An 18,254-nucleotide genomic window follows, 5' to 3' on the forward strand; every position below is an offset into this window, starting at 1 on the left:
CAGCACCCCACCGCTGAGAAGGAAACCCGGATGAACCTTGAGAAGACCCAGCCCACCGCGGGCACCTTGGCACCCCTGCAACCGGGCACCGTGACCCTGGTGGGCGGCGGTCCCGGCGACCCCGGGCTGCTGACCGTCGCCGGGCTGCAGGCGCTGCGCCAGGCCGACGTGGTGCTGGTGGACCACCTGGCCCCGCAGGCCTCGCTGGCCGAGTGCTCCGAGCAGTGCGAGCAGGTCTGGGTGGGCAAGCTGCCCCGCGGGGAGTTCGTGCCGCAGGAGCGGATCAACGAGCTGCTGGTGGAGCATGCCCGGCAGGGCAAGCGGGTGGTCCGGTTCAAGGGTGGCGACAACTTCGTCTTCGGCCGGGGCGGCGAGGAGTGGCAGGCCTGCGCCCAGGCCGGGATCGCCGTGCGGGTGATCCCCGGCGTCACCTCCAGCGTCGCCGCCCCCGCGCTGGCCGGGGTGCCGGTGACCCACCGCAATCTGGTGCAGGGTTTCACCGTGGTCAGCGGCCACGTGCCGCCGGGTGACGAGCGCTCCCGGTTGGACTGGGAGGCGCTGGCCCGCACCAGCACCACGCTGGTGGTGTTGATGGGTGTCAAGTACCTGCCCGAGATCACCGCCGAGCTGATCCGCTGCGGGATGCCCACGAGCACACCGGTGGCGGTGGTGGCCAATGGCGGGCGCGCTGACATGCGTCAGGTGCGTGGCCCGTTGGACCGGATCCCAGACCTGGCGCGGGACATCCGGCCGCCGGCCGTGACCGTGATCGGTGAGGTGGCCGGGCTGGACCTGTCAGCTGCGACCGCGCAGTGAGGTGAGCCAGGTCAGGGCGTCGTCCATGCTCTCGGCCTGCTGACCGGGCAGCTCTGGGCGGGCCAGCATCACCACCTGCACCCCCAGCTGCGCGGCGGCCTCCAGCTTTGCGGCATGGTCGGTGCCACCGATGTCGCGGGCCACCAGGGTCCGCTGGTCAGCCAGGAGCCCCAGTTCGGTCTGCAGGTCCAGGGCCCCACGGGCCACGACGACGTGCCAGTCCGCGGGACGTTCGAAGCCGTCGTCGCGGCCAACCCGCACGGTCACCGGCGAGGGCAGCAGGTGATAGTGCCACAGCGGCTGCCGGCCGACGGTGAGGAAGACGGGCGCCCCGCTACGTCCGGCCGCCTGGCAGGCCTCCTCGTGGTCGGCCACCCAGAGCCAGTCGCCGGCGTCGAAGCGTTCCCGCCAACTGCGGCGGGCCACCCGGAGGAAGGGGATTCCCAGGTGATCGCAGACCTGATACGCGTTGCGGGTCATGGTGCGGGCATAGGGATGGGTGGCGTCCACCACCGCGTCGACGGTATGGGTCCGCAGCCAGGCGGCCAGACCGGCGGCGCCGCCGAATCCGCCGCGCCGGATCTGGCCGGGCGGCTCGTCGGTGCTGTTGGACGGCAGGGAACTGATCGGGGACATGCCGCGCGCCACCATCGCCTCCGCCAGCCGACGGCCGGCGGTGGTCCCGGAGAGCACCAGCACTGTCATGGGCACATCCAACCAGTAGTGAGGCGCAAATGGGGCGGGTGCCTGCCGGGAATGCAAGGCAATGAGGTAACTTATCGCGACGAGGCCACGCCAGCCGCTCTGCTGCCCCGCCTCCGGACAGCGCAGACGCCCCCACTTCCCCATGGTGGACGCAGGCTGCCCGCTCACTCCCATAGAGAAGGAAGTACCCATGGCCACAGAACAGGCCAGGCAGATCATCGAGGAAATCGGTGGGCCTGGGAACATCAAGAGCCTCACTCACTGCGCCACCCGCCTGCGCTTCGAGCTCAACGACGCCTCGGTCGTCGACAAGCAGAAGCTGGAGCAGGTCAAGGGCGTGATGGGCGCGGTCCCGCAGTCCGGTGACCGTTACCAGGTGGTGATGGGCGGCGCCGTCGCCGGTGCCTACAGCGACATCATGCAGCTCCCCGAGATGGCAGATCTCGGGGGAGCGAATGCCGGCGCCTCCAGCGCCAAGAAGTCCGCCGACGACATCAAGGCCGAAGCCCGCGCCGGTGGCGTGCGCGGCAAGCACGCCTGGGTGGATGCCTTCTTCGAATTCCTCTCGGACTCCTTCCGCCCGATCCTGGGCGTGCTGCTGGGCGCCTCGTTGATCATCGCCATCACGGCCGTGCTGGATGCCCTGCACATCGTCGACTTCCGGGCCAAGGACAAGTCGGCCAGCTGGGTCTTCGTCGACGCCATGTGGAACAGCGTGTTCTACTTCCTGCCGATCATGGTGGCCTACAACGGCGCCAAGAAGCTCAAGGTGGATCCGTGGATCGGCGGTGCCATCATGCTCGCGCTGATGACGCCCGACTTCGGCAAACTGGCCAAGGCCGCCAACACTACCTGCGTGACCCCCTCCTTCGGCGGTGACCCGATCTGCACCGCGCACATCTTCGGCCTGCCGATGCAGCTCGCCAACTACGGTGGCCAGGTCTTCGTGCCGCTGATCATGGTGGCCATTCTGGCCGTTCTCTACCGGTTCCTGCAGAAGATCTTCCCGGCCAACCTGCAGATGGTCTTCGTGCCCTTCTTCTGCCTGCTGATCATGATCCCGCTGACCGCCTTCCTGATCGGCCCCTTCGGCGTCTGGCTGGGTGCCACCATCGGTGCCGGCCTGGCCTATGTCAACACCCACTTCCCCTTCGTCTTCGCCCTGATCATCCCGATGGTCTACCCCTTCCTGGTGCCGCTGGGCCTGCACTGGCCGCTGAACGCCATGATGCTGGTGAACATCAACACGCTGGGCTATGACTTCATCCAGGGCCCGATGGGCGCCTGGAACTTCGCCTGCTTCGGCGCCACCGCCGGTGTGTTGGCCCTCTCGCTCAAGGACAAGGACGTGGTGATGCGCCAGACCGCCTCCGGCGCCCTGGCCGCCGGTCTGCTGGGTGGCATCTCCGAACCGTCGCTGTACGGCATCCACCTGCGCTTCAAGCGGATCTACCCGTCGATGCTGGTGGGCTGCTTCGTCGGTGGCCTGGTGATTGCCGTCGGCGGCGCGCTGGGCATGGCCGACGGCGGCATCAAGACCAATGCCTTCGTCTTCACCAGCCTGCTGACCATCCCGGTCTTCAAGCCGATGATGCTCTACGTGATCGCCATCACCGCGGCCTTCTTCACCGCCATGGCCATGGTGATGGCCCGCGGCTACATGACCAAGGAGGAGCGCGCCGAGGCCCTGGCCCTGCGCGACGAGGCCGCCGTCGACCCGCTGGCCGCCGCGGCCGACACCACCGACCACGCCGTCGCCCCGGCCGCCGCCGTTGCCACCACCGGTACCGCGGCAGCCGCCGGCACCGGCACCGCCGTCGCGGAGAAGCCCGCCAAAGTGGTCAAGCCCGCCATGGTTCCCGGCACGGTGACCACCGTCACCGCTCCCCTGGCCGGCCGCGTCGTGCCGCTGGCCGAGGTCCCGGATCCGGTCTTCAGCGCCGGCACCGTCGGGCTGGGCGTGGGCATCGACCCGTCGGGGGACACCGTCTTCGCGCCGGCCGCCGGCAAGATCGTCGTCGCCCAGAAGACCGGGCACGCCTTCGGCATCCAGCTGGACAGCGGCGTGGAGCTGCTGGTCCACGTCGGCATCGACACCGTGAACCTGGAGGGTCGCGGCTTCGACGTGAAGGTGGCCCGCGGTGACCGGGTGGAGGCCGGCACCCCGCTGGTCACCTTCGACCGCGGCATCATCGAACAGGCCGGCTACTCGCTGGTCACCCCGGTGCTGGTGACCAATGCCAAGAAGTTCGGCGACGTCGCCCAGATCGCGCAGGGTGACGTGCAGGTAGGCCAGGAGCTGATCAGCACCACCGCCAAGCCGGCCAAGACCGAGCCGACCGCCTGATCAACCGGCACCCATGACGGCCGGTGGGCACTCCTTCGCGGAGTGTTCACCGGCCGTTCGTCGCCCTGGCCAAGGGGTCGCTGCAACCAAGCCGTCTGGTCAGACTACGTGGATCTGGTGGTCCGCAATGACACCGACGCCACCTTCCAGCTGCTGACCAGCGTCGGGGATCGCTATCTGGAGGGCGAACTGCGCTGCGACCAGGGCGTGGAGATCATCGACCTGGGCGACTGACTACCCCACCGGCGTCACCGGATGGGAGTCGTTGACGTAGACCAGTGCGTCCCACGCCTGACTGGGCGTGACCTTCACCTCGTGGAAGAAGGGCAGCCAGCGCTGCAGCTGGTTGAAGGGTGATCCGGCGCTGGCCATCGGCAGGGCCCGATCCAGCACGGCTCGGTTCTCTGGGTTGGCCTGGGCGGTCTCCAGGTAACCAACGCGGGTGCCGGCGAAGATGCCACGCACCGGCGAGTTCACCGTGAACCGGAGGTCTTGTCCTGGTCCCGCAGCCGGACGCGGCGGGCGTCGACCCCGATCGCCCGGTAGCGCTCGCCCCAGCGTTCGGCAGCCAGCACCCCGAGCTTGGTGCCCGGCGCCAGCGACGCCTGGCCGGACCTGTCGACGTGTCCGTTGTGGGCCAGCAGCCCCGCGAACAGCCCCGCGGCCCAGCAGGCCGTCGCCCGGCTGACCGACCGGGAGCGCGAGGTGATGGTGCTGGTGGCCCAGGGCCTGACCAATGCCCAGATCGCCAGCCGGTTGCACCTCAGCCTGGCGTCGGTGAAGGCCCACCTCACGGGTGCCTTCACCAAGCTGGGCGTGAACAACCGGGTATCAGCCGCGATGGCCATTCGCGACGCTCGCCCGTGAGTCGAAGTCTCACCACACGGCGGCGGCCACCAGAACCGGCAGCGGCAGGGTGACCACGATGAACGCAATCACCTGCCAGCGCAGGGTTTCGGCCAGCACGGCGACGAATTCGCGCAACACGGCGCTGGGCCAGAAGTAGCCCGCGGTGGGAGCGCCGGCCACCTGCACCGGAACCCCCAGCCGTCGGGCCAGGATGGCGGCGCGCATGGCGTGGTAGCTGCTGGTGACCGCCAGCCCGGTGGCGTTGGGGCCGAGCCGAGGGTCGGCGCGGACCAGTTCGTGGGTGTAACGCAGGTTCTCCGCGGTGGTACGGGACTGCTGCTCCAGCAACAGCGACTGGGTCGCCAGCCCCTTGCCGACGGCGTACTCCCCCATGGCGCTGGCCTCGCTGGTCAGCTCGTCGCGCCCCCGACCGCCGCTCATCACCAGCACCGGGCTGCGCCCCGCCGCCTGCTCCTGCCGGAAGATCTGCAGCGCCCGGTCGATCCGGCTGGCCAGCAGCGGCGGCACCCGGCTGCCAATCAGCCCGGAACCCAGGGCGACGATGAAGTCGGGATGCTGGCGGCGCACCAGCAGCTGATAGAAGCCGGAATAGCCCAGGTAGCCGAAGAAGAGGGTGGCCACCCAGCCGCCGGCCATCACGATCCACAGCGAAACCGGCAGCCACGCGCGGCTGATCGTCGCCAGCCACAGCGAGAGCGCCATCGCCGTCATCAGACCAAGGCCGGCCAGCAACGAAAGCGAATTGCCCAGCGTGCGCGATTCCCGACGCAGCATCACCGATCCGTTCCAGAGCAGGAATCCGACCAACCCCAGGGCCAGCAGTGGGGAGCAAATCAGGACGACGAAGGCGGCGCTGGCCAGCGTGGCATCACCCAGCACCGTGAGCGTGATGGCCAGCAGCGCGGCGGTGGCGCCGATCCAGGCGGCGTTGGCCAGCCGCCGGGGCTCGTCGAGCACGCGTCGCCAGGCGTGCCACCCGCACAGCATGGTGACAAGGATCAGGGCGAGGGCGACGGTGATGTGCAGCATGAGTCCATCGTTTCCGGCGCCCGACTGAGCGCGGATCCTCCTCCGGGATGCTCCGGGCGTGCGACCAACCCGTCCGCCCTCCTCCTCAAGGATGAACTTTGTCAAAGACCCTTGACACCCACTCCACCGTCAAGGACGCTTGCCTTGTCAAGGAAACTTGACTCCAATCCCAGAGGAGAGCGACATGAGCAAGACCCAGACCCCCGTCGAGAAGCAGCGCACCGCTGCCCTAGCCCCCATCATGGTCGGCCTGCTGGCGATGATGCTCTCGAATGCCGTCGATGCCTCGCCCTGGCATGTGATCCTGCAGATCGCGGCCGCCATCCTGTGTCTGTTCGGCGTGTACCAGCTGAGCAGGAGCATGGGCCAGCGCCAGCAACGGTGAGCTGCGCCAGCGTCTGGATCCGCTGATGCTGAACGACGTGCGCCAACTGCGCGAGACGCTGGGACTCTCCCAGGGAGCCCTGGGAGAGCGGCTGGGCGTCTCCCGGCAGACCATCAACTCGATCGAGACGGGCAAGTACGACCCGTCACTGCCCCTGGCCATCAACCTGGCGCGGCTCTTCGGCCGCCCCGTGGAGGAGATCTTCCATGTCGACGAGAAGTAATACCCCGGCACGGATGTGGCTGGGTTTCGCGGCGGGCCTCGTCGCGATCCTCACCCTGTTCGCGGCGCTCCACCCCCGCGACCCGTCCACCGCCTGGGGCGCATTGTGCGGCGGCGGTCTGGTGCTGCTGGTCTTCACCGTTGCCCGGCGGATCAAGCGGGGCGACAATGCCCTGGTCCGTGGCGCCCGGGGCGAGTCCGACGAACGCGACGCCCTGATCCTGACCAAGGCCGGAGCCTGCGTCGGGTTGGCCTCGCCGCTGGCCGTCGGCGCCGCGATGGTGGCCGTGGTGTGGGATGTCACCCCGCTGACGGCGCTGGGCGGCATCGCCTGGGTGAACCTGGTGGTCTTCGTCGCCGCCTACTGGTGGCTGCGGCGCCACAGCTGAGCAGCGTCAGCGTGGCAGGCTTGCCAAGTAGTCGGCAGCTCCCAAGGTGCGCAGCCCGGGCGGCGCCACAAAGCGCGAATCATGTGTGACCACGACGTCAAAACCAGCTTCCCGCGCGGTCGCGGCCAGAACGGCATCTCGACCCCCGACACCGGCGGCGGCCACCAGATCCACTGCCGCACGGGCCACGTCCACATCAAAGGGATGCACCACCACAACATTCAACAACCACCTGGCCTGCTCCACTGCCTTGGTGGCATCACCCACCCGGAGGCGATGGAAGAGGAACTCCTGGATGGTCTCGGCCCCCACGTGAATCGCGAGATCTCGCTCCACGCGGCCAAGCAGCTCCCGGGCAGCATCGCGACGCGGATGCGACCCGCCCACGGCATGGAGCAGAACCGAAGTGTCCACGAACACGGAGATCACGCGAACCGCCCGACGAGCTCAGCCTCCATCGCCTCACGGGTCTCCCGCCAAGCGGCATCATCCAGATCAGCGGGCTCACCATCCGCGCTTGCCAGGAGATTCCTGACGGACTGAACCCTGACCTCGTAACCAGACGGGTAGGCCAGATCAATGGCATCACGGATCACCGTGGCCACACTCGCCCCACGCCGGGTCGCCTCCTCGGCCACCCGGGCATAGCGCTGCTCGTCCAGCAATAGTTGGAGGCGTCGTTCAAGCACGGCCATGCACATACATTAGCATGCACATGGTGACGCGAGACCGTGATCCAGTACGTTCGGTCTACACCGGGAGGCGGCGCCACAGGGCGCGGGGCATCAGACCGGCCAGCACCATCCCCGGGCCGAAGAGTGCCGGGACGTGCACCACCGCCTTGCCGGAATCCAGGGCGCGCACCGTCGCCCGGGCCACCTCGTGGGGCTCGACGGTGAAGGCCACCGGCTTGTTCCCGGCGATCATCGGTGTCGCGACGGCACCGGGGCGCACCACCAGCACCCGCACCCCGCTGCCCGCCAGCTCGTCGCCCAGGTTGAGGTAGCTCGCGTCCATCGCGGCCTTGCTGGCGCCGTAGACAAAGTTGGAGCGCCGCACGCGCACTCCCGCCACGGAGCTGAGGGCGATGATCGCGCCGCCACCCTGGCGTCGCATCGCATTGGCCAGCGCCACCCCGATGCCCACCGCGGCGGTGGCATTGACCGTCAGCAGCCGCTGCGCCGCGCCGACGTCGCTCCGGGCCTGCCGCTGGTCCCCCAGCACCCCGAAGGCGACCACCGCGTGACCCACCCGGTGCGTGCTGAAGACCCGCTCCACCAGGGCCTGGTGTGTGTCCAACGCCAGGGCGTCGAAGTCCAGCACCTCCACGGCGCCTGCCCCGGCCGCCCGCAGCCGCTCGGCCACCCGCGCCCTCTCGCCGTCGGCCTCCTCCGGCCGGGGGCGCTGGGCCAGCAGCACGTCGCTGCCCGGATGCTCGGCCAGCAGCGCCTCGACGATCGCCAGCCCGATCCCGGAGCGGCCGCCCAGCAGCAGGATCGCGCTCATTCGGCCGCTCCCCAGAAGTACTTCTCCACCGCCTGGGAGGCCCGACGGGTGGTGCGCCGGTAGTCGTCCAGCAGTTGGGAGACCTGCCCGCGGTCATAGCCCAGCATGGTGGCCACCGCGTCGGCCTCCCGGGCGTCGCCGGGGATCGCGTCGTTGGCCCGCCCGCGGACCAGCATGATCTTGTTCCGCAGCCGGCTGGCCAGCCGCCAGGCCTCCTCCAGCACCTGGGCATCGGCCGGCTCCACCAGTCCGGCCTCGGTGGCGGCGTGCAGCGCGGGCAGCGTGGCGGTGGTGCGCAGGCCGGGCAGCTCGTGCGCGTGCTGCAGCTGCAGCACCTGCACGGTCCACTCCACGTCGCTCAGCCCACCGGGGCCCAGCTTGGTGTTGCGCCGGGGGTCGGTGCCCCGTGGAATCCGCTCCTTCTCCATCCGGCTCTTCAGCTTGCGGATCTCGTTCAGCCGGGAGCGCTCCAGCCCGTCGACGGGCCAGCGCAGCGGATTGACCAGCTCAAGTGCTCGGGCGGTGAGGTCCGGATCCCCCGCGCCGTGGGCGGCGCGCAGCAGCGCCTGCGCCTCCCAGGTGACCGACCAGCGCTGGTAGTAGCTGGCCAGGCTGGACAGGCTGCGCACCATCGGGCCGTTCTTGCCCTCGGGCCGCAGGTCGACGTCGATCTCCAGCGCCGGGTCCGGCCCGCGGGTGGCCAGCAGGGTGCGCAGCTTGCCGATCAGCTGCGTGGCGCGCTTGCCCGCCTCCTGGTCATCGCTGTCGGCCATCACGAACATGGCGTCGCAGTCGCTGCCCAAGCCCATCTCCCCGCCGCCCCACCGGCCCAGGGCAACCACGCCCAGCTCCGGGGCGTCGGGCACCTCGCGTCGGGCCACGGTCAGGGCGGCGTCGATGGTGGCGCCGGCCAGGTCGCTCAACCCGATGCCCAGCTCGTCCAGCGTGGTGACCCCCAGGATGTCCCCGACGGCCAGCCGGAAGAGCTCGGAGCGGCGGATCGCCCGCACCGAGGCCATGGCGTCGGCCGTCTGATCGTGCCGCTTGGCGGCGCTCAGCATGGAGGCCAGCACGTCCTGCCGGGCGCGCGGGTGCAATTCGTCGTCCTTGGCCAGCACCCGGACCATCTCCGGTGCGCGCTTGAGCAGGTCGACGGCCAATCGGCTGGAGGACAGGATCCGGGCCAACCGCTCGGCCATCTCCCCCTCGTCGCGCATGGCGCGCAGGTACCACGGGCTGTTGTTGCCCAGCGCCTCGGAGACCTGACGGAAGCTGAGCAGCCCTAGGTCCGGATTGGGCCCCTCGGCCAGCCAGGCCAGCATGGCCGGCAGCAGCTGGCGTTGGATCTCGGTGCGCCGGTTGACCCCGGTGCTGAGCGCCTCGATGTGCTGCAGGGCCGCCTTCGGGTCCTGGAAGCCGAGCACCCGCAGCCGGTCCCCGGCCTGTTCCGGGGTGAGCTTGAGCTCGTCGCTGTTGAGTCTGGTGACGGCGGCCAGCAGTGGGGAGTAGAAGACCCGCTGGTGCAGCCGCAGCACCCGACGGCTGGTGGCCCGCCAGGTCTCGTTCAGCTGCTGGGCGCCGTCGGGCATCCGCAGGCCGCGGGCTATCACCCGCAGTTCGCGTTCGTCCTCGGGCAGCAGGTGGGTGCGGCGCAGCTTGTAGAGCTGGATGCGGTGTTCCAGGGTGCGCTGGAAGCGGTAGGCGGCGTCCAGCTCCGCCCCGTCGGCCCGGCCGATGTAGCAGGCGTCGACCAGGTCCTTGAGGCAGGCCAGGGTGGCGCGGCCGCGGACCCGCTCGTCCACCCGGCCGTGCACCAGTTGCAGCAGCTGGACGGAGAACTCGACGTCGCGCAGGCCGCCCGCGCCCAGTTTGATCTCCCGGGTGGCCTGGGCCGCCGGCAGCAGGCTGATCACCCGCTGGCGCATGGCCTGGGTCTCTGCCAGGAAGTGCTCGCGCTCGGCCGCCCGCCAGACGTGCGGTTGGACGATGTCGACGAAGGACTGGGCAATCTCCAGGTCCCCGGCCATCGCCCGGGCCTTCAGCATCGCCTGGAATTCCCAGTTCTTGGCCCACTTGGCGTAGTAGGTCTCCATGCTGGCCAGGCTGCGCACCAGCGGGCCCGACTTGCCGTCGGGCCGCAGGTTGGCGTCCACCTGCCAGATGGAGCCGGCCGCGGAGTGCGCGGAGCAGATCTGGCTCACCTTGGCGGCCAGCCGGGTGGCGATCTCCACCGCCCGGGCCGAGGAAGTGTCGTCATCGGCGGGCTCGGCGACGTAGATCACGTCCACGTCGCTGATGTAGTTCAGCTCCTGGGCGCCGCACTTTCCCATGGCGACGATGCCCAGCCGGGTGTGTTCCTGCCCGGGGACCTGGCTGCGGGCAATCGCCAGCGCGCCCTCCACCAGCGCATCGGCCAGGTCCGCCAGCTCCGCCGCGACGTCGTCGACGATGGCGTACGGGTCGGCGGCCCCCAGGTCCCGGGCCGCGATCCGCAGCAGGTGGTTGCGGTTGGCAATCCGCAGGGCGTCCGCGGCACCGTCGTCCGCGGCCACCGGCCGGGGATCGGCCGGGTCCACGCCGATCGCCGTCAGCACCGCCGCCCGCAGCTGGTCACCGGGCAGCCGGGCCGGGTCGGCCAGCAGGATCTGCAGTGACTCGGGATGGGCCACCAGGTGCTGGTTCAGCGCCTGGGAGCCGCCCAGCACGGTGGCCAGCCGGGCGCCGGCGGCCGGGTCACTGGCGAAGGGGGCCAGCAGTTCGGGGGCCTTCTCGTCGAGCCGGTTCAGCCCCAGCAGGGCCAGGTCCGGGTCGGCGCTGGCCTCCAGCAGCTTCAGCCAGCCGGCGTCCCCCTCCAGCACCAGGCTGGCGCCGCCGGGCAGCTCGCGTCGCTGCGCCAGGGCGGTCAGGTCCCGGACCGCCTGGTCCACGTCCAGGAATCCCCGCCGGGCCAGTTCCCCCGGCGTGCTGGTCATCCGCGCCATTGCCACCCTCCTCGAGACCGTGTGGCAAGAGACTATGACAACTGGGCATTCGCCCGGATGTCATGTCGGGGTAACCTGACAGAAACCCTTGTCACAAAAGATTCGGAGCATGAGCATCATGGCGGCACGAAGCGATCGCGCCCTGCGCACCGCAGGTGAGGTGCTGCTGGGGCAGTGTCGCGCCATGTGCGGGGGGCAGGTGGCCCTGAGCGCCCACGCCCGGGCCCGGGTGGTGGTGCTGCTGGATGACCTGCTCGACGGGATCGAGAACCCCACCAATGCCCGCCACCAGAGCTGGGCCAGCCTGCTGAGCCATCGCAGCGCCGGCCGGACCCAGCTGGACGAGATGACGGCGGAGCTGGCGGACAACACGTCCCCGCAGGCGCTGCGCCGGCTGTGTGCCGCCCGCAATGCGACGCTGGCCTCCGTCCTGGCCGGGAACCTGCCGGTGAGCATCCGCAACCAGTTCGGCAACTCCCACCTGGTGGACTACCTGCGGGTCACGCTGCTGGAGCTCTCGGTGCTGGCGGTGCTCGCCGGCGGCGCGACGCTGCAACCGGCGGCGCTGCGGATGGATGTGCGGGCGCTCTCCCAAGCGCTGGGCGAGCGTTACCCGGGGCAGACCATCGAGGTGCGGATCCCGCCGGCCAGCGCGGTGCAGGTGGGCGCCTTCGGCGAGGGCCCGACGCACACCCGCGGCACCCCGCCCAATGTGGTGGAGACCGACGAGTTGACCTGGCTGCGGCTGGGTACCGGGTTACTGACCCTGGACGATGCCATGGCCCAGGGCCTGGTCACCGCCTCCGGCAGTCACTTCCTGGCGCTGGAGCGGATGCTGCCGCTGATCGACCTGGCTCAGTCCTCGTCGTAGCCCCGACGCTCCACCGAGACGCCACCCATCACGGCGACGCCCTGGATGGTGACCACCGGGGCATCGGCCGGGAGCTGGTCCGGGTTGATGCTCCCCTCGGCGCCGAAGCCGCCCATCACCGGCAACCCGTGCACCCGCACCCGCACGTCCGGCGGCACGATCACGTCGATCCCACCCATGAGGGCGAAGGCCAGCACCGTGGTCTTCGGCTGGGTGAAGCAGGCCTCGCGCAGGTCCAGCTCCACCCGCCCATGATGGCGACGGCCGTGTGGGTGCCGGCGGCCGTCCACTCGCCGGCCCGGGAGGCGCCCGACATCAGGGCGAAGGTCACCGGCAGGCCGGTGCCACCCACCACCCGGGAACGCTCCAGATCGCTGCCCATCGGCCGCAACGCGGGCAGCGGGCGGTCGGTGGTGGCGGGCAGGTCCGCCAGCAGCACGTCCAGGTCGGTGACGTGCACCGCCGACCACGCTCGCTCCATCCGCTCGGTGAACTCCGCCAGATCCAGCATTCCCTCCTGGTAGCCGACGGAAAGCCGTTCCACGGCCGCGGCCCGTTCCTGGTCACCGGCGCGCACCTGGCGCGCCGGCAGGTTCTCGCTCATGCCCCGAGCCTATCGGCGGACGGGATCGCTCACAGGCGCGGCAGCAGGGTACTCAGCTCGTGGTGGGTGACCTGTCGCCGGTATTCCTCGAACTCGGCCCGCTTGTTGCGCAGGAAGTAGTCGTAGACGTGCTCCCCCAGCGTTTCGGCCACCAGTTCGGAGTTCTCCATCTCCCGGATCGCCTCGTCCAGGTTGTGCGGCAGGCTGGCGATGCCCATTGCCCGTCGTTCCCGGTCGCTCAGGGCCCACACGTCGTCGGCGGCCTCGTCGGGCAGCTCCATCTCGTGCTCGATCCCGGACAACCCGGCCGCCAGGATCAGGGCATAGGCCAAGTAGGGGTTGGCGGCTGAATCGATGCTGCGCAGCTCGATCCGGGCGCTGGAGGACTTGTCCGGCTTGAACATCGGGATCCGCACCAGCGCGGAGCGGTTGTTGCGGCCCCAGCAGATGAAACTGGGCGCCTCTCCCCCACCCACCAGTCGCTTGTAGGAGTTGACCCATTGGTTGGTGACGGCGGTGATCTCGGCGGCGTGGTGCAGCAGTCCGGCCACGAACTGCTTGCCGGTCTTCGACAGCCGGTACTGGTCGGTGGCGTCGTAGAAGGCATTGGTGTCGCCCTCGAAGAGGCTCATGTGGGTGTGCATGCCGCTGCCCGCGTGCTCGGTGAAGGGCTTGGGCATGAAGCTCGCCTCGATCCCCTGGCTGACGGCCACCTCCTTCATCACCACCCGGAAGGTCATGATGTTGTCGGCCATCGTCAGGGCGTCGGCATAACGCAGGTCGATCTCGTGCTGGCCGGGCGCGCCCTCGTGGTGGCTGAACTCGACGCTGATGCCCATCCGCTCCAGCATCTGGATGGCGTCGCGGCGGAAGTCGGTGCCGTCACCCAGCGTGGTGTGGTCGAAGTAGCCGCCCATGTCCAGCGGGGTGGGCTCCACCCCGGGCACGACGGGTGACTTGAACAGGAAGAACTCGATCTCCGGGTGGGTGTAGAAGGTGAAGCCCATGTCGGAGGCCTTGTTCAGCGCCCGCTTGAGCACATGCCGGGGGTCGGCGAAGCTCGGGGACCCGTCGGGCAGCGTGATGTCGCAGTACATCCGGGCGGTATTGCTCTGGGTGCGCCAGGGCAGCATCTGGAAGGTCGACGGGTCCGGGTGGGCCACCATGTCCGCCTCGTAGACCCGGGCGTACCCCTCGATCGCGGAGCCGTCGAAGCCGACGCCCTCCGCGAAGGCCCCCTCAAGCTCGGCCGGGGCAATCGCGACGGACTTCAGGAAGCCCAGGACGTCGGTGAACCACAAGCGGACGAATCGCACGTCCCGCTCCTCCATCGTGCGCAACACGTACTCTGTCTGCCTGTCCATGACCCCCAGTCTGCCAACGATCGTGTTTCAGTGGGGTTACAGAGGCGAGCACCTAGACTCGGTGGCATGTCGATGCCTGGTTGGTACCCGGACCCCGCGGGAGCACCGGGCCGTTTCCGCTACTGGGACGGCTCGGCGTGGTCTGCCGAGACGACGGACAATCCGGGCCAGACCCGGCCCGTGGCCTTCGCGGCGCCCACCGGTGGGCGGGACGAGCGGGGCGGCAAGGGGCCGCTGATCGCCCTGCTGGCCGGGCTGCTGGTACTGGCCTTGCTGGTCTGGGCCCTCTTCTTCCGTGGCAGCGACGGTTTCAAGGCCGTCCCGGAGGACACCAACAGCGCCTCCCCCACCGGCCCGGTGTGGAATGAGACCGACACCCCCACCCCGACCCCGTCGGGCGTGAGCGAGCCGGCCCCCACCGGCGGCGCCATGGTCAACTGCCCCACCGGCGGCGGCGAGGTCACCCCGCACTCCGGCAATGAGCTGCGCGGCGGCGGGCTGGTGATCCCGGCCGCCAGCGACTGGGCCGATGCCAGCAGCATGTCCTTCAGCCTGCCGTGGACCCGAGACATGCAGGCCCAGACCAAGGAGATCTACCGCAGCGGCGGCACCTCCTGGTTCTCGGTGCAGGCGGTGGGCGCGGTGAACAAGTCCGACGGCTTCACCGAGGTGCGCAACAGCGCCCGGATGATGATGAGCTGTTTTGCCACCTCCGGCTACTACTCCGGCTACATCGGCCGCAAGGACCTGGTCACCGAGGCCGTCACCATCGACGGCAAGCAGGGCTGGCACCTGCGCAGCGAGGTGTACGTGGAGATGGAGGGCCTGCCGCAGGTGCCCGGTGACGTGATCGACGTGGTGGTGGTGGACACCGGGTCCACCGACACCATGGGCATCTTCGTCAGCTCGGCCACCATCGGGGACCAGCCGGTGCAGGGCGTGGTGGATTCCGCCCGGGAGGCCATGAAGCTGGGCTGACCCAGCCCCGCCGCCCGGGCGGCCGCCGCTCACTCCTCGACGGGGCTGCCGTCCAGGTGGGTGCGCTCCTCGTCGTCGGCATCCTCGTCCCGGTAGCGCGGGTCATTGTCCCACTGGTCGTTGCGCTCCTGGACGTGAGTGAGGGCGTTGGCGGCCTCCTCCTTGGTGGCGTAGGGGCCAAGCCGGTCCTCAGCCTTGGCCTCCCCCTCGCCAACCACCCGGTGTTCGGTCAAAGACCAGTACCACTGCTCCAGCTGAGCCATCGTTGCCTCCTACTAGACTGCGTCCGTGACTGACATCAAGCCCTATCCCATCAGCCCGCGTCGGGCCGTTCCGTCCTCGATCATCCGCCCCGAGTACGTGGACAAGCCTGCTCCCCAACCGTACATGGGCAGCAATGTGCAGTCACCGGAGACGATCGAGAAGATGCGGGAGGCGGGTCGGATTGCCTGCGGGGCCATGCACGAGGCGGGCAAGGCGGTGGCCCCGGGCGTGACCACCGACGAGCTGGACCGGATTGCGCACACCTACATGCTGGACCATGGCGCCTACCCGTCGACGCTGGGCTACCGGGGCTACCCGAAGAGCGTGTGCACCAGCGTGAACGAGGTGATCTGCCACGGCATCCCCGATGCCCGGCCGCTGGAGGACGGGGACCTGGTCAAGATCGACGTCACCGCCTTCAAGGACGGCGTGCACGGGGACAACTGCTTCACCTTCCTGTGCGGCGACGTGGACGAGGAGTCCCGGCTGCTGGCCGAGCGCACCCAGGAGGCGATGAACCGCGCCATCAAGATGTGCAAGCCGGGCCGGCCGCTGAGCGTGATCGGCCGGGTGATCGAGTCCTATGCCAAGCGCTTCAACTACGGCGTGGTCCGGGACTACACCGGCCACGGCGTGCACACCGCCTTCCACTCCGGCTTGGTCATCCTGCACTACGACGAGCCGCGGCTGGACACTCCGATGGAGGTCGGGATGACCTTCACCATCGAGCCGATGCTCTGCCTGGGGGACTACCACTCCCACCAGTGGGACGACGGCTGGACCGTGGTCACCAATGACCGCTCCCGGGTGGCGCAGTTCGAGCAGACGATCGCGATCACCCCGTCGGGCGCCGAGATCATCACCAAGCTCGACTGAGGTCTGCACAAGTTGGCAGCCTGGCGGACACAGAAAATTTCCTGAACGTGCAAATCGCCAAATAGTTGCCAACTTGTGCGCCCCCGAGGGCCAAGGGGCGCCGGCCTCTGCCCCAGGACTGGAAGACGAGTCGGCCTGTAAGCCGGATTTTGTCCTCGCGGTTGCCCGCGATGGGTGGTCATCCATCTGCGACGCCTGTTGCCAGACGCCTTCGACGCGCCCTCCCGAAGGATTGGCGTCGTGCGACCTACCCGGACGCTCGGGCGGGCAGCCCTCGATCACGTCCGCGACCCACCAGGGGTGGGCCTTCTTGGTCTTGCTCCGGGTGGGGTTTGCCAGGCCGCCCCAGTCACCTGGGGCGCCGGTGGTCTCTTGCACCGCCGTTTCACCCTTACCAGCGTTGCCGCTGGCGGTCTGTTCTCTGTGGCACTTTCCCGCGGGTCACCCCGGGTCGGTGTTACCGACCACCCTGCCCTGTGGAGTCCGGACTTTCCTCAGGAAGCATGCTTCCCGCGATCACCCGGCCGACTCGTCCGTCGTCCAGTGTAAGCCCCTCACTGCGGGGCGAAGACCACGGTGCCCTTGTTCAGGTCGACTGCATCCAGCCGGGCGGTGACCTCCTGCCCCAGCTCCAGCCCACGCTGCTTGATCCGGCCCTCGGTGGCCGGCTCGGCGATGGAGATGGTGCCCTCGCCGCGCTTGTCGTCGTAGTCGACGATGGTGCCGGTGAACTCCTGCCCCACATGGCTGGACAGCACCAGCGCCTCGGTCAGGTCCACCACGCCTCGCTCGAACTTCTTGGCCCGCTGGTCGCTAGCGCGCATCTCGTCGGGCAGGGCCGCAAGGGCGTCGGTGACCCACTGTGGGATCGGAGTCTGGCTGCACAGGTGGACGCAGATCTCGCCCACATAACGGTCCACCAGCCGACGCAGCGGCGCGGTGCAGTGCGCGTAATGGGCGGCCAGGGCATTGTGCTTCAGGTTCTGCCCCGCCGTCTCAGGCCCGACGACGGTATAGGCGGCACCACGGAAGAGCCGGGTGCAGGAGGTCATCATCGCCAGATGGCGGGGCTGGCTGACGTCGAGCGAACGGACGAAGTCCGGGTACCCCATGCCCTGGGGCCACGGGATCTGCAGGCTGCGGGCCGTGGCCTTGAGCCGCTGCACGTCGCGCTCCTCCGCCGGTGGAAGGGTGCGCAGGATCCCGGCGCCGGCGGCCAGCATCATGTCGGCGGCGGCCATCCCGGTGAGCAGGGAGATCTGGGCATTCCAACCCTCGACGGGCAATGGGGAGCGGAACTCCACGCGCCACCGGTCCCCCTCGGCGACGATCTCCTGCTCGGGCAGGTTCAGGCTGACGCCGCCGCGGCTGATCTCCTGCTGTTCACGCAGCTGGCCGACCTCGCGCAGCAATTGCAGCCATTCGGGCGCGGTGCCGTCGTCCAGCATCTTCTGCACGCCGAGATAGTCCAGCCGCTCCCGGGAGCGCACCAGCGAGCGTTGCACCGTGGCGGAGCGCTGGGCGCCGGTGGCGTCCAGTTCCACCTGCCAGACCAGCGCGGGACGGGGCTTGCCGTCGGCCAGCAGGCTGGCGGCCCCCTCGCTCAGGCTCGACGGGTGCAGGGGCGCCCGCTCGATCGGGGCGTAGAAGGTCTGTCCCCGCCGGTGCGCCTCCGAATCCACCGGGCCGCCCGGTTCCACCCACGCGGCGACGTCGGCGATCGCGTACCAGACTCGGAAACCGTCGTCGAGCCGCTCCAGGAAGAGCGCCTGGTCCAGGTCCATCGAACCCTCGGGGTCGATGGTGACGAAGTCGATCTGGGTGTGGTCAACCCGCTCCCCCAGCTCCCACCGCTCGGCATCCAAGGGTCCTGCCTGTGCGGCCTGGTCCGCGGCGCGCTGGACGTCGTCGGGGAAACCCGACGGCACCTCCAGCTCGGAGCGCAGCCGCTCGATCCCGGCCCGGATCGGCTCCGGGGTCTGCTGGGCGCTGATGTGACGGGTTGGCATGGCTTCTCCTCAGCTGGGTCAAGCAGTGGGTCAGGCAG

General features: G+C 69.5%; 22 protein-coding genes and 1 other RNA gene. 10 read left to right on the forward strand and 13 right to left on the reverse strand.

The annotated features are described in order from the left end of the window. Positions 1–30 precede the first annotated feature (30 nt). Entirely contained in the window at positions 31–816 is a 786-nt protein-coding gene (gene cobA, locus AAEX60_RS14100; protein ID WP_342104202.1) for a uroporphyrinogen-III C-methyltransferase, read from the forward strand. On the opposite strand, the gene AAEX60_RS14105 is transcribed toward cobA, so the two are convergent. Beyond that, entirely contained in the window at positions 796–1,521 is a 726-nt protein-coding gene (locus AAEX60_RS14105; protein ID WP_342104203.1) for a precorrin-6A/cobalt-precorrin-6A reductase, read from the reverse strand. The genes cobA and AAEX60_RS14105 overlap by 21 nt on opposite strands. Positions 1,522–1,711: 190 nt before the next feature. Between AAEX60_RS14105 and AAEX60_RS14110 the strand changes: the two genes are divergently transcribed. Continuing rightward, positions 1,712–3,868, forward strand: a complete 2,157-nt coding sequence (locus AAEX60_RS14110) for a glucose PTS transporter subunit IIA (RefSeq protein WP_342104204.1) — start codon at positions 1,712–1,714, stop codon at positions 3,866–3,868. A gap of 108 nt (positions 3,869–3,976) precedes the next feature. Continuing rightward, positions 3,977–4,102, forward strand: a complete 126-nt coding sequence (locus tag AAEX60_RS14115; protein WP_342104205.1) for a hypothetical protein — start codon at positions 3,977–3,979, stop codon at positions 4,100–4,102. Here the strand turns inward: AAEX60_RS14115 and AAEX60_RS14120 are convergent, their stop codons facing one another. Further along, positions 4,103–4,333 (reverse strand): hypothetical protein, encoded by a 231-nt coding sequence (locus AAEX60_RS14120; RefSeq protein ID WP_342104206.1) that lies wholly within the window; start codon positions 4,331–4,333, stop codon positions 4,103–4,105. It lies immediately after the preceding gene. A 120-nt stretch (positions 4,334–4,453) separates the two neighbouring features. Between AAEX60_RS14120 and AAEX60_RS14125 the strand changes: the two genes are divergently transcribed. After that, positions 4,454–4,735, forward strand: a complete 282-nt coding sequence (locus AAEX60_RS14125; RefSeq protein ID WP_342104207.1) for a response regulator transcription factor — start codon at positions 4,454–4,456, stop codon at positions 4,733–4,735. A 9-nt stretch (positions 4,736–4,744) separates the two neighbouring features. On the opposite strand, the gene AAEX60_RS14130 is transcribed toward AAEX60_RS14125, so the two are convergent. Next, a complete protein-coding gene (locus AAEX60_RS14130) occupies positions 4,745–5,767 on the reverse strand; it encodes a YdcF family protein (RefSeq protein WP_342104208.1) in 1,023 nt (340 codons plus the stop codon). 184 nt (positions 5,768–5,951) lie between these two features. Here AAEX60_RS14130 and AAEX60_RS14135 point away from each other — a divergent pair, with 184 nt between their 5' ends. From AAEX60_RS14135 to AAEX60_RS14145, 3 genes are read left to right on the forward strand one after another with little or no spacing between them, the layout of a single operon-like run. Beyond that, on the forward strand, positions 5,952–6,152 hold the full coding sequence (locus AAEX60_RS14135) for a hypothetical protein (protein ID WP_342104209.1): 201 nt from the start codon (positions 5,952–5,954) through the stop codon (positions 6,150–6,152). Positions 6,153–6,177: 25 nt separating this feature from the next. Further along, the gene (locus tag AAEX60_RS14140) at positions 6,178–6,375 is read left to right on the forward strand and encodes a helix-turn-helix transcriptional regulator (RefSeq protein WP_342104210.1); all 198 of its coding nucleotides are present in this window, start codon (positions 6,178–6,180) and stop codon (positions 6,373–6,375) included. Then, on the forward strand, positions 6,359–6,763 hold the full coding sequence (locus AAEX60_RS14145) for a hypothetical protein (protein WP_342104211.1): 405 nt from the start codon (positions 6,359–6,361) through the stop codon (positions 6,761–6,763). Before AAEX60_RS14140 ends, AAEX60_RS14145 begins: the two co-directional genes overlap by 17 nt. Positions 6,764–6,769: 6 nt before the next feature. Here the strand turns inward: AAEX60_RS14145 and AAEX60_RS14150 are convergent, their stop codons facing one another. From AAEX60_RS14150 to AAEX60_RS14165, 4 genes are read right to left on the reverse strand one after another with little or no spacing between them, the layout of a single operon-like run. Beyond that, positions 6,770–7,192 carry a type II toxin-antitoxin system VapC family toxin gene (locus AAEX60_RS14150; RefSeq protein WP_342104212.1) on the reverse strand — a complete coding sequence of 141 codons (423 nt, stop codon included), beginning with the start codon at positions 7,190–7,192 and terminating at the stop codon, positions 6,770–6,772. Further along, the gene (locus AAEX60_RS14155; protein WP_342104213.1) at positions 7,189–7,458 is read right to left on the reverse strand and encodes a hypothetical protein; all 270 of its coding nucleotides are present in this window, start codon (positions 7,456–7,458) and stop codon (positions 7,189–7,191) included. Before AAEX60_RS14155 ends, AAEX60_RS14150 begins: the two co-directional genes overlap by 4 nt. Before the next feature lie 55 nt (positions 7,459–7,513). Continuing rightward, positions 7,514–8,269 (reverse strand): SDR family NAD(P)-dependent oxidoreductase, encoded by a 756-nt coding sequence (locus tag AAEX60_RS14160; RefSeq protein WP_342104214.1) that lies wholly within the window; start codon positions 8,267–8,269, stop codon positions 7,514–7,516. Beyond that, positions 8,266–11,250 (reverse strand): bifunctional [glutamine synthetase] adenylyltransferase/[glutamine synthetase]-adenylyl-L-tyrosine phosphorylase, encoded by a 2,985-nt coding sequence (locus tag AAEX60_RS14165; protein WP_342104215.1) that lies wholly within the window; start codon positions 11,248–11,250, stop codon positions 8,266–8,268. The genes AAEX60_RS14160 and AAEX60_RS14165 overlap by 4 nt, the downstream gene beginning before the upstream one ends. Positions 11,251–11,359: 109 nt before the next feature. Here AAEX60_RS14165 and AAEX60_RS14170 point away from each other — a divergent pair, with 109 nt between their 5' ends. Then, positions 11,360–12,121, forward strand: coding sequence for a sterol carrier family protein (locus tag AAEX60_RS14170; RefSeq protein WP_342104216.1), 762 nt, complete (start codon positions 11,360–11,362; stop codon positions 12,119–12,121). Here the strand turns inward: AAEX60_RS14170 and AAEX60_RS14175 are convergent. From AAEX60_RS14175 to glnA, 3 genes are read right to left on the reverse strand one after another with little or no spacing between them, the layout of a single operon-like run. After that, on the reverse strand, positions 12,106–12,285 hold the full coding sequence (locus tag AAEX60_RS14175; RefSeq protein WP_342104217.1) for a hypothetical protein: 180 nt from the start codon (positions 12,283–12,285) through the stop codon (positions 12,106–12,108). The two genes, AAEX60_RS14170 and AAEX60_RS14175, sit on opposite strands and share 16 nt — an antisense overlap. Continuing rightward, positions 12,282–12,725 (reverse strand): DUF1707 SHOCT-like domain-containing protein, encoded by a 444-nt coding sequence (locus AAEX60_RS14180; RefSeq protein ID WP_342104218.1) that lies wholly within the window; start codon positions 12,723–12,725, stop codon positions 12,282–12,284. Before AAEX60_RS14180 ends, AAEX60_RS14175 begins: the two co-directional genes overlap by 4 nt. A 29-nt stretch (positions 12,726–12,754) precedes the next feature. Beyond that, positions 12,755–14,056, reverse strand: coding sequence for a type I glutamate--ammonia ligase (gene glnA / locus AAEX60_RS14185; protein WP_342104335.1), 1,302 nt, complete (start codon positions 14,054–14,056; stop codon positions 12,755–12,757). 99 nt (positions 14,057–14,155) lie between these two features. Here glnA and AAEX60_RS14190 point away from each other — a divergent pair, with 99 nt between their 5' ends. Beyond that, a complete protein-coding gene (locus AAEX60_RS14190; protein WP_342104219.1) occupies positions 14,156–15,067 on the forward strand; it encodes a DUF2510 domain-containing protein in 912 nt (303 codons plus the stop codon). Between the two features lie 29 nt (positions 15,068–15,096). On the opposite strand, the gene AAEX60_RS14195 is transcribed toward AAEX60_RS14190, so the two are convergent. Beyond that, a complete protein-coding gene (locus AAEX60_RS14195; RefSeq protein ID WP_342104220.1) occupies positions 15,097–15,330 on the reverse strand; it encodes a hypothetical protein in 234 nt (77 codons plus the stop codon). 25 nt (positions 15,331–15,355) lie between these two features. On the opposite strand from AAEX60_RS14195, the gene map reads away from it, so the two are divergent. Beyond that, the gene (map, locus tag AAEX60_RS14200; protein ID WP_342104221.1) at positions 15,356–16,207 is read left to right on the forward strand and encodes a type I methionyl aminopeptidase; all 852 of its coding nucleotides are present in this window, start codon (positions 15,356–15,358) and stop codon (positions 16,205–16,207) included. Between the two features lie 122 nt (positions 16,208–16,329). Here map and rnpB read toward each other — a convergent pair. Both rnpB and AAEX60_RS14210 read right to left on the reverse strand, forming a co-directional pair. Next, an RNA gene (gene rnpB, locus AAEX60_RS14205) (RNase P RNA component class A) lies at positions 16,330–16,739 on the reverse strand. 22 nt (positions 16,740–16,761) lie between these two features. Continuing rightward, the gene (locus tag AAEX60_RS14210) at positions 16,762–18,216 is read right to left on the reverse strand and encodes an RNB domain-containing ribonuclease (protein ID WP_342104222.1); all 1,455 of its coding nucleotides are present in this window, start codon (positions 18,214–18,216) and stop codon (positions 16,762–16,764) included. Positions 18,217–18,254 lie beyond the last annotated feature (38 nt).

The sequence above is a fragment of the Luteococcus sp. H101 genome (assembly GCF_038433155.1).
In the GTDB taxonomy this organism is placed as follows: Bacteria; Actinomycetota; Actinomycetes; order Propionibacteriales; family Propionibacteriaceae; genus Luteococcus.

Coding starts and splice junctions, on each gene's coding strand:
- AAEX60_RS14180 (WP_342104218.1), bottom strand. CDS start 12,725: ATGAGCGAGAACCTGCCGGCGCGCCAGGTGCGCGCCGGTGACCAGGAA.
- AAEX60_RS14110 (WP_342104204.1), top strand. CDS start 1,712: ATGGCCACAGAACAGGCCAGGCAGATCATCGAGGAAATCGGTGGGCCT.
- AAEX60_RS14195 (WP_342104220.1), bottom strand. CDS start 15,330: ATGGCTCAGCTGGAGCAGTGGTACTGGTCTTTGACCGAACACCGGGTG.
- AAEX60_RS14135 (WP_342104209.1), top strand. CDS start 5,952: ATGAGCAAGACCCAGACCCCCGTCGAGAAGCAGCGCACCGCTGCCCTA.
- AAEX60_RS14145 (WP_342104211.1), top strand. CDS start 6,359: ATGTCGACGAGAAGTAATACCCCGGCACGGATGTGGCTGGGTTTCGCG.
- AAEX60_RS14105 (WP_342104203.1), bottom strand. CDS start 1,521: ATGACAGTGCTGGTGCTCTCCGGGACCACCGCCGGCCGTCGGCTGGCG.
- AAEX60_RS14165 (WP_342104215.1), bottom strand. CDS start 11,250: ATGGCGCGGATGACCAGCACGCCGGGGGAACTGGCCCGGCGGGGATTC.
- AAEX60_RS14210 (WP_342104222.1), bottom strand. CDS start 18,216: ATGCCAACCCGTCACATCAGCGCCCAGCAGACCCCGGAGCCGATCCGG.
- AAEX60_RS14170 (WP_342104216.1), top strand. CDS start 11,360: ATGAGCATCATGGCGGCACGAAGCGATCGCGCCCTGCGCACCGCAGGT.
- AAEX60_RS14160 (WP_342104214.1), bottom strand. CDS start 8,269: ATGAGCGCGATCCTGCTGCTGGGCGGCCGCTCCGGGATCGGGCTGGCG.
- AAEX60_RS14190 (WP_342104219.1), top strand. CDS start 14,156: ATGTCGATGCCTGGTTGGTACCCGGACCCCGCGGGAGCACCGGGCCGT.
- AAEX60_RS14155 (WP_342104213.1), bottom strand. CDS start 7,458: ATGGCCGTGCTTGAACGACGCCTCCAACTATTGCTGGACGAGCAGCGC.
- cobA (WP_342104202.1), top strand. CDS start 31: ATGAACCTTGAGAAGACCCAGCCCACCGCGGGCACCTTGGCACCCCTG.
- glnA (WP_342104335.1), bottom strand. CDS start 14,056: ATGGAGGAGCGGGACGTGCGATTCGTCCGCTTGTGGTTCACCGACGTC.
- AAEX60_RS14130 (WP_342104208.1), bottom strand. CDS start 5,767: ATGCTGCACATCACCGTCGCCCTCGCCCTGATCCTTGTCACCATGCTG.
- AAEX60_RS14140 (WP_342104210.1), top strand. CDS start 6,178: ATGCTGAACGACGTGCGCCAACTGCGCGAGACGCTGGGACTCTCCCAG.